6 protein-coding genes and 3 pseudogenes are annotated in these 8,689 nt (G+C 70.1%); 1 reads left to right on the top strand and 8 read right to left on the bottom strand.

Annotation, left to right across the window (positions count from 1 at the left end; genetic code table 11):
- Window positions 1-123: 123 nt before the first annotated feature.
- The 5 genes and pseudogenes from ACZ5GT_RS40430 to ACZ5GT_RS40410 form a co-directional block, all read right to left on the bottom strand.
- Window positions 124-1,809 (bottom strand): ribonuclease J, encoded by a 1,686-nt coding sequence (locus ACZ5GT_RS40430; RefSeq protein ID WP_469036864.1) that lies wholly within the window; start codon window positions 1,807-1,809, stop codon window positions 124-126.
- A gap of 125 nt (window positions 1,810-1,934) precedes the next feature.
- Complete coding sequence (dapA, locus tag ACZ5GT_RS40425) at window positions 1,935-2,834, bottom strand: 4-hydroxy-tetrahydrodipicolinate synthase (RefSeq protein WP_469036862.1); 900 nt, start codon at window positions 2,832-2,834, stop codon at window positions 1,935-1,937.
- Between the two features lie 209 nt (window positions 2,835-3,043).
- Window positions 3,044-3,493 (bottom strand): annotated as a pseudogene (gene thyX / locus ACZ5GT_RS40420) (FAD-dependent thymidylate synthase); the annotation flags it as partial.
- Between the two features lie 3 nt (window positions 3,494-3,496).
- Window positions 3,497-4,243, bottom strand: a pseudogene (locus ACZ5GT_RS40415) (HNH endonuclease); the annotation flags it as partial.
- Between the two features lie 159 nt (window positions 4,244-4,402).
- Window positions 4,403-4,693 (bottom strand): annotated as a pseudogene (locus ACZ5GT_RS40410) (FAD-dependent thymidylate synthase); the annotation flags it as partial.
- A 223-nt stretch (window positions 4,694-4,916) separates the two neighbouring features.
- Between ACZ5GT_RS40410 and ACZ5GT_RS40405 the strand changes: the two are divergent.
- Window positions 4,917-5,471, top strand: coding sequence for a hypothetical protein (locus ACZ5GT_RS40405; protein WP_469036861.1), 555 nt, complete (start codon window positions 4,917-4,919; stop codon window positions 5,469-5,471).
- Window positions 5,472-5,949: 478 nt separating this feature from the next.
- Here the strand turns inward: ACZ5GT_RS40405 and ACZ5GT_RS40400 are convergent, their stop codons facing one another.
- The 3 genes from ACZ5GT_RS40400 to ACZ5GT_RS40390 all read right to left on the bottom strand — a co-directional run bounded on the left by ACZ5GT_RS40400 (window position 5,950) and on the right by ACZ5GT_RS40390 (window position 8,546).
- Entirely contained in the window at window positions 5,950-6,402 is a 453-nt protein-coding gene (locus ACZ5GT_RS40400) for a hypothetical protein (protein WP_469036858.1), read from the bottom strand.
- Between the two features lie 13 nt (window positions 6,403-6,415).
- Window positions 6,416-7,168 (bottom strand): 4-hydroxy-tetrahydrodipicolinate reductase, encoded by a 753-nt coding sequence (gene dapB / locus ACZ5GT_RS40395; protein WP_469036856.1) that lies wholly within the window; start codon window positions 7,166-7,168, stop codon window positions 6,416-6,418.
- A 73-nt stretch (window positions 7,169-7,241) separates the two neighbouring features.
- Entirely contained in the window at window positions 7,242-8,546 is a 1,305-nt protein-coding gene (locus ACZ5GT_RS40390; RefSeq protein WP_469036865.1) for a M16 family metallopeptidase, read from the bottom strand.
- Window positions 8,547-8,689: the final 143 nt, after the last annotated feature.

Here is an 8,689-nt window from a genome sequence, read left to right as displayed (position 1 = left end):
TGGCGGGAGAAGCCGTTTTTTTTCTGTATAGAGGCGACCCAAAGCGCGGCCGGGCTCCCCCCCCCCCCCCCCCCCCCCCCCCCCCCCGCTGCCGGTTCGTACGCACGAGGGTCTGTCGGACCGTCAGACCTCCACGACCACCGGGAGGATCATCGGCCTGCGCCGATAGGTGTCCGAGACCCACTTGCCGAGGGTGCGGCGGATGAGCTGCTGCAGCTGGTGGGGCTCCACGACGTCGTCCTGGGCCGAACGCTCCAGTACCTCCGTGATCTTCGGGATCACCCCGCCGAAGGCCGAGTCGTCGATGCCGGAGCCGCGGGCCTGGATGTGCGGGCCACCCGTGATCTTGCCGGTGGTCGAGTCCATGACCACGAACACCGAGATGATGCCCTCGTCGCCGAGGATCTTGCGGTCCTTCAGGGCCGGCTCGCCGACGTCGCCGACCGAGAGGCCGTCGACGTAGACGTATCCCGCCTGGACCTTGCCCGAGATCTTCGCCTTGCCCTCGATGAGGTCGACGGCGATGCCGTCCTCGGCGATGACGATGCGGTCGTGCGGGACGCCCGTGAGCGCGCCCAGTTCGGCGTTGGCCCTGAGGTGGCGCCATTCGCCGTGGACCGGCATCAGGTTCTTGGGCCGGCAGATGTTGTAGAAGTACAGGAGCTCGCCCGCGGACGCGTGGCCGGAGACGTGCACCTTGGCGTTGCCCTTGTGGATGACGTTGGCGCCCCAGCGGGTGAGGCCGTTGATCACGCGGTAGACCGCGTTCTCGTTGCCGGGGATCAGGGACGACGCGAGGATCACGGTGTCGCCGTCGACGATGCGGATCTGATGATCCCGGTTGGCCATGCGGGACAGGGCCGCCATCGGCTCGCCCTGGGAGCCCGTGCAGACCAGGACCACCTCGTGGTCCGGGAGGTCGTCGAGGGTCTTGACGTCCACCACCAGGCCCGGCGGGATCTTCAGGTAGCCCAGGTCCCGGGCGATGCCCATGTTGCGGACCATTGAGCGGCCGACGAAGGCGACCCGGCGGCCGTACTCGTGCGCCGCGTCCAGGATCTGCTGGATGCGGTGGACGTGGCTGGCGAAGCTCGCCACGATGATCCGCTTGCGGGCGCTCGCGAAGACCTGGCGCAGGACGTTGGAGATGTCCCGCTCGTGCGCCGTGAAGCCCGGGACCTCGGCGTTCGTGGAGTCGGAGAGGAGGAGGTCGATGCCCTCCTCGCTGAGGCGCGCGAAGGCGTGGAGGTCGGTGAGGCGGTTGTCCAGCGGGAGCTGGTCCATCTTGAAGTCGCCGGTGTGGACGACCATGCCCGCCGGCGTGCGGATCGCGACCGCCAGGGCGTCCGGGATGGAGTGGTTGACCGCGATGAACTCGCAGTCGAAGGGGCCGACGCGCTCGCGGTTCCCCTCCACCACTTCGAGGGTGTAAGGGCGGATGCGGTGTTCCTGGAGCTTGGCCTCGATCAGGGCGAGGGTCAGCTTGGAACCGATCAGCGGGATGTCCGGCTTCTCGCGCAGGAGGAACGGGACGCCGCCGATGTGGTCCTCGTGGCCGTGCGTGAGGACGATGCCCTCGATGTCGTCGAGGCGGTCCCGGATGGACGAGAAGTCCGGCAGGATCAGGTCGATTCCGGGCTGCTCCTCCTCGGGGAAGAGCACTCCGCAGTCGACGATCAGCAGGCGGCCGCCGTACTCGAAGACCGTCATGTTCCGGCCGATCTCACCGAGACCGCCGAGCGGGGTGACCCGCAGGCCGCCTTCGGGGAGCGGCGGGGGCGAGCCGAGTTCAGGATGCGGATGACTCAAAAGACTCTCCTCACCACACACGCCACGTACCGGTGGGCACGTGGCGCGCGTGACGTTCGTGCATGAGCAGTTGTCGTTGTGGTGCGGGCACCGGTGGCCCGCCTATTCAGTTGTGAAGTCCGATGTCAGAGCTGTACCCCGCCCGCGACAAGATCGATCTTGAGCTGCTCGATCTCTTCCGGCGTGCACTCGACCATGGGCGAGCGCAGCGGTCCCGCGGGCAGGCCCTGGAGGGCGAGCGCGGCCTTCGACGTCATGACGCCCTGGGTGCGGAACATGCCCGTGTAGACGGGGAGCAGCTTCTGGTGGATCTCGGTGGCCTTCTGGACGTCCCCGGAGACGAACGCCTCCACGAGGGCGCGCAGGTCCGGGGTGACGACGTGGCCCACGACGGAGACGAAGCCGACCGCGCCCACCGAGAGCAGGGGCAGGTTCAGCATGTCGTCGCCGGAGTACCAGGCGAGTCCCGAGCGGGCGATGGCCCAGCTCGCCCGGCCGAGGTCGCCCTTGGCGTCCTTGTTGGCGACGATCCGCGGGTGCTCGGCGAGCCGGACCAGCGTCTCGGTGTTGATGGGGACGCCGCTGCGGCCGGGGATGTCGTACAGCATGACCGGCAGGTCGGCGGCGTCGGCGACGGCCTTGAAGTGCCGGTAGAGGCCCTCCTGCGGGGGCTTGTTGTAGTACGGCGTGACGACCAGGAGGCCGTGGGCTCCGGTCTTTTCCGCGGCACGGGCGAGTTCGATGCTGTGGTGGGTGTCGTTCGTGCCCACGCCGGCGACCACGTGGGCGCGGTCGCCGACGGCCTCCAGGACCGCCCGTACGAGATCCGATTTCTCCGCGTCGCTGGTGGTGGGGGACTCGCCGGTGGTGCCGTTGACGATCAGGCCGTCGTTGCCTGCGTCCACCAGGTGGGCGGCGAGCCGCTGCGCGCCGTCGAGGTCGAGTGCGCCGTCCGCCGTGAAAGGCGTGACCATGGCGGTGAGGACCCGCCCGAAGGGGGTCTGCGGAGTGGAGGTCGGAGCCATGGGTAACACGCTACTCGTTGCTCACGGCGGGGTCTGCCCTCGGGTCGATGCGAAAAGTCCTGACAAAGGTGGAGCCCGGTACTGCCTGCTCGGGGGTTCAAGCAGTACCGGGTCCGTTGATCAGGCTAGATGAACTTCTACAAATGCCGCAATACGGACACCTTGCCCGACCGGGACGTACAAGTGTGCGCTCCGGGGGTACGGAAGCGTTACGGCGCCACTCGCCCGTTCGCGTTGAACGCCTCGTACGTGAGCGGCATGAGCCGGGCCCACTCCGCCTCCATCTTCTCGCCGACCATCTCGATCTCCCGCTGCGGGAAGGACGGCACCTTGGCCGCCTCATGCTGGGTGCGCAGGCCGAGGAAGTGCATCAGGGAGCGGGCGTTGCAGGTGGCGTACATGGAGGAGAACAGGCCGACCGGAAGCACGGAGCGCGCCACCTCACGGGCGACGCCGGCGGCGAGCATCTCCTGGTAGTGCTTGTACGCCTGGATGTACGACTCCTGCATCGAGCGTTCCACGATCTCCTGCTGGGCCTCGGTACCCGGCACGAACTCGTACTTGCCGGGGCGCCCCTGCTGCACCAGTCTGCGGTCCTCGCCCGGGACGTAGAAGACCGGCTGAAGCTCCCGGTAGCGGCCCGACTCCTCGTTGTACGAGTTGTGGACGACGAAGCCGTCGGCCAGGAAGTTGTGCCAGGGGCCTTCCACGGAGAGGTCGTACGTCATCTCCTCACCGGCGGCCTCGATGGCGACGACCTGGTCCGGCACCGCCTTGGCGACCTTTCCGCCTCGCTGGGCCAGCGCCTGCTCCCCCGCGCTCTTGATGGCGTGGCACGGCTCACACGCGGGAGCGAGGTTCCTCTCGTCGAGGGCCTGGAGCAGATCACCCGCCACCGGCACGACGTGGTCCAGCGAGAGACGCTCTCGCGGGAAGTCCTGGCCGCACAGGTGGCAAGCGTCGACTTCCTTGATCAGCCTCTCGCGCTGCATCGAGGTCCATACGCCGATGCCGCGGCGCAGACTCGGCGGGACCAGAGCCTCTGACGGGCGCGGCGCCGTACCTGCGACGAGCACGGCGTCCCCGACGGTGAGCTCCCCCGCCTTGCACCAGCCTTCGGGGGTGAACAGAGCGTGGTCGACGGTACAGCGGAGTGTCTTGCCGGAGGCGGTGGCGATCTTGATGAGCGGCTTGACACCCGACTCGATCACGTCGACGATCCTGGCCCGCTGGGCGAGCAGGGTTTCCTCGTCGTAACAGCGAACGTGGTTGCGGCGCACTGATTCGAGCTTGCGGATGCGGGTGCTGGGGTGCAGCTCCCGGAACTCGGCGACGGCCGACTCGGCCGCCTCACGGTTCTCGTACAGGCCCAGGTAGTGGTCGGTGTCGCCGCGCCGCACCTGCGCCATCCACTTGCCCGCCCGGCTGTGCCAGGTGACACCGCCGGCCGAATGCGGCAGGCGGTCCTCCACGCCCAGGTGCCAGAGCTTGTACAGCTCGGCGATCGGGCGGCGGCGCAGATGACCGGCCTCGCTCTCCAGGGTGATCTCCGTGTCACCGGCGATGCACCAGCCCACGCGGTGTCGCATGAACTCACGGAAGACGAAGATCGGGGCGCTGATGAAGAACGTCATCGAGTTGTGCTCGAAGGGGCTGCCGTGCCGGTCCCGCATCAGGTAGTTGATCAGGCCCTTGGAGCGCTCAGGGTCCTTCCGCAGCTCGTCCAGGGACTGCTCGCCGGCGGTGGAGACGCGTGCGGCCCACACGACGTCGGAGTCGGCCGCGCTGTGCTTGACCAGCTCGACGGTGACATCGCTCCGGAAACTGGGCTTGAGGTCGTCGGCGGGGGTGTCGGTCACGGCTTGCAGGGTCCTTCCATCACATCTCTCGGGCGGCGCCCACTCTACGGCCCGACACCGACATCGGGGCGCTCAGTGTCGGGGTACGACATCTCCGGGCAAATCAGCCGCCAGGCCTCCCCAGGAGCATGGACTCCTCCGGGCCCCGATGCTGGTGGGCGGGGGCGGGGGCGGATAGCCTCACCGGTCAGTACAGCCCACATGGATCGAGTGAGGACCAGTCGTGCCCCTGCCCTTCCTGACGGCCGACCGTGCTTTCGAGGCGACCGACGACGTCGCGTTGCCGTTCGACGACCGGGAGCGCTGGCGGCGTCCCTACCGGCCCGGGCCGTGGCGGGTGGGGGCGGCGGCGCTCCTGCTGCTGCTCGCCTCGTTCGTGCTGTTCGCGGCGGTCGCCATCGCGTTCACCGCGCCGCCGGCGCAGTCCGGCTCGGTCTTCGCCGTCGCCCTGGCCGTCATCGCGGGCGCCCTGCGGCTGCTGCGCATGGGCGTGTGGGTGAGCCCGCGGGGTCTGCGTCACGTCGGCTTCGCCAGTACGCGTACCACGCCCTGGGAGCGAGTGGTGGCCGTGCGGACGGTGCAGCAGCCGGTGCGCTGGCTGGGGCTGCCGCGGACCGTGCAGGGTCAGGCGGTGACGCTCGTACGGCGGGACCGTGCCGCGGGTGGCGCACCGCTGCTGATGACCACGCACGACGCCGACTTCCTCGGCCGATTCCAGGCGTTCGACCGGGCGGCCGACACGATCGAGGCGTGGGCCGCGGAGAACGGGCGGGGCTGAGGCCGGGAGCGTCGTGCGGAAGGGGCCGTCCGGGTGGGCGGCCCCTTCCGCGTCCGGGTCCGCGGGTGCGGTTTCCGCGTCCGCGGGTGCGATCACCGGTGGATGGTCCGGGCGGTGGGTTGCCCAAGGGCGCGGGAACCGAGGCGGCCGGGCCGATTCGGTGCCGGCGCAGCCCGCGGAGGACCGCGTCCCGCCCCTGCTGGAGCAGCCTGTGGCCGGGGCGCCGCGTGCGCTTTCCCCGTGTGTGAGGCCGGGCGGTGCTTCAGGCGCACGTAAAGGCCAAGGCGTGCGGCGAGGGCGTGCGCGGCCTCAGGTGTGCTTGAGACGCGTGCGGGAGAGCGCTCGGGCGTGCAGGCAGGCGTGCGTGCAAGAGCGGAGGCGATGTCTCGGACGTGCGTGCGAGCGCGTGGAGGCGGGCGCTCAGGCGTGCGTGCGAGCGCGTGGAGGCCAGGTCTCGGGTATGCGGGCAGGTATGTGGTCAGGCGTCCACGGTGCGGCTGTCGTGGAGGGCGATGGCGCGTTGCATGGCTTTGCGGGCCCGTGGGGTGTCGCGGGCGTCGTGGTAGGCGACGGCCAGGCGGAACCAGCTGCGCCAGTCGTCGGGCGCGGCCTCCGTCTCGGCCTTGCGCCGGGCGAAGACCTCGTCGGCCGAGTCGCGGTCGATGCGGCCGGCGGGGGTGCGCTTCAGCTCGTCGACCGGCAGGCCGCCCTCGGCTTCGAGTTCGGCGGCGAGCCGGTTGGCCTTGCGGACGAACTGGGTGTTCTTCCACAGGAACCACACGCCGATGACCGGCAGGATCAGCACCGCCACGCCGAAGGTGACGGTCAGCAGGGTGCCGGACTGGATGAGCATGACGCCGCGGCTGCCGACCAGGACGAAGTAGAAGACCAGGACGGCGGCCGTGACGGTGTAGGAGATCTTCGCGCGCATGATGTCGCCCGGCTCAGCTCAGGTCCAGGAAGTGTTCCAGACCGAAGGTGAGGCCGGGGGCCGTCACGACCCGGCGGGCGCCCAGCAGGATGCCCGGCATGAAGCTGCTGTGGTGCAGGGAGTCGTGCCGGATGGTGAGGGTCTCGCCCTCGCCGCCCAGCAGGACCTCCTGGTGGGCCAGCAGGCCGCGCAGGCGGACGGCGTGGACGGGGACGCCGTCCACGTTCGCGCCGCGCGCGCCGTCCAGCGCCGTCGCCGTGGCGTCCGGCGCGGGGGGCGAGCCGGCCTTGGCGCGGGCGGCGGCGATGAGCTGGGCGGTGCGGGTGGCGGTGCCGGACGGGGCGTCCACCTTGTTCGGGTGGTGCAGCTCGACGACCTCGACGGACTCGAAGTACGGCGCCGCGATCTGCGCGAACTTCATGGTGAGCACGGCGCCGATGGAGAAGTTGGGCGCGATGAGCACGCCCGTCTCCGGGGACTGCTCCAGCAGGCCGCGCAGCCGGGCGAGGCGCTCGTCGGTCCAGCCGGTGGTGCCGACGACGGCGTGGATGCCGTGGCTCACGCAGTACTCGAGGTTGGCCATCACCGAGTCGGGGGTGGTGAGTTCGACGGCGACCTGGGCGCCGGCCCCGTCGAGGGTGTCCAGCCGGTCGCCGCGGCCGAGGGCGGCGACCAGTTCCATGTCCTCGGCGGCCTCGACGGCGCGTACCGCCTCCGAGCCGATCCGGCCCTTGGCACCGAGGACCGCCACGCGCAGCTTGCTCATGTTCTTGCTTCCTTAACGGGACTCAACGGGACTCAACGGCTCAACGGGACTCGTCGGACCCGACCGGGAGAGGTCAGGCGACGGCGTCGTGCAGGCGGGACGCCTGCTTGTCCTTCAGCGGGCCGATGACCGACAGGGACGGCCGCTGTCCCAGGATGTCGCGGGCCACCGAGCGGACGTCGTCCGGGGTCACCGACGCTATCCGGGCCAGCATGTCGTCGACCGACATCTGATCGCCCCAGCACAGTTCGCTCTTGCCGATACGGTTCATCAGCGCGCCGGTGTCCTCCAGGCCCAGCACCGTGGAGCCCCGGAGCTGGCCGACGGCGCGGCCGATCTCCTCGTCCGACAGACCGTGCTCGGCGACCTGGTCGAGTTCGTCGCGGCAGATCTTGAGCACGTCGTGCACCTGGGAGGGCCTGCAGCCCGCGTACACGCCGAACAGGCCGCAGTCGGCGAAGCCGGAGGTGTACGAGTAGACGCTGTAGGCCAGGCCGCGCTTCTCGCGGACCTCCTGGAACAGCCGGGAGGACATGCCTCCGCCGAGGGCGGTGTTGAGCACGCCGAGAGCCCAGCGGCGGTCGTCGGTGCGGGGCAGGCCGGGCATGCCGAGGACGACGTGCGCCTGCTCGGTCTTGCGGGCGATCAGCTCGACGCGGCCCGCGGTGCGGATGGTGCGCCGCCCGCCGCGCGGGTCGATGGGTGTGGCGTGGCCGTCGGTGAGGGCGCCCGCCTTCTCGAAGGCCGCGCGGACCTGTCGTACGACCTTGTTGTGGTCGACGTTGCCGGCGCAGGCGACCACCAGGTGGGTGGGGTCGTAGTGCTTCTTGTAGAAGCGGCGGATGCGGTCGGCGGTGAGGGCGTTGACGGTGTCGACGGTGCCGAGGACGGGACGGCCGAGGGGGTTGTCGCCGAACATCGTGTGCGCGAACAGGTCGTGCACGCAGTCGCCGGGGTCGTCCTCGGTCATGGCGATCTCTTCGAGGATGGCGCCGCGTTCGACGTCGACGTCCTCCTCGAGGATCAGGGAGCCGGTCAGCATGTCGCAGACGACGTCGATGGCGAGGGGCAGGTCGGTGTCGAGCACGCGCGCGTAGTAGCACGTGTACTCCTTCGCCGTGAACGCGTTCATCTCGCCGCCGACCGCGTCGAGGGCGGAGGAGATGTCGAGCGCGCTGCGCCGGGAGGTGCCCTTGAAGAGCAGGTGCTCCAGGTAGTGCGTGGCGCCGTTCAGGGCCGGGGTCTCGTCGCGGGAGCCGACGTGCGCCCAGATGCCGAAGGTGGCCGAGCGCACGGAGGGCAGGGTCTCGGTGACGACGCGCAGACCGCCGGGGAGGGTGGTCTTGCGGACGGTGCCGATGCCGTTCGCGCCTTTGATGAGGGTTTGGGTACGGGGGGGGGGGGGGGGGGCCCCGGGGGGGGGGGGGAGGGTGGGGGGGGGGGGAGGGGGGGAGCGGGGGGGTTGGTTCTTTTTTGGTCGTTTTGGGGCTGGTTGGGGCGGCTCACCCCCCACCCGCAAAA

The organism is Streptomyces sp. NPDC031340, from assembly GCF_055569945.1.
The sequence above is the reverse complement of the archived record's forward strand: the minus strand, read 5'-3'. Positions and strand labels throughout refer to the sequence as shown.

What these genes read in the sequence shown, in the direction of transcription:
- dapA (WP_469036862.1), bottom strand. Translation starts at nt 2,834, where the DNA reads ATGGCTCCGACCTCCACTCCGCAGACCCCCTTCGGGCGGGTCCTCACC.
- ACZ5GT_RS40400 (WP_469036858.1), bottom strand. Translation starts at nt 6,402, where the DNA reads ATGCGCGCGAAGATCTCCTACACCGTCACGGCCGCCGTCCTGGTCTTC.
- dapB (WP_469036856.1), bottom strand. Translation starts at nt 7,168, where the DNA reads ATGAGCAAGCTGCGCGTGGCGGTCCTCGGTGCCAAGGGCCGGATCGGC.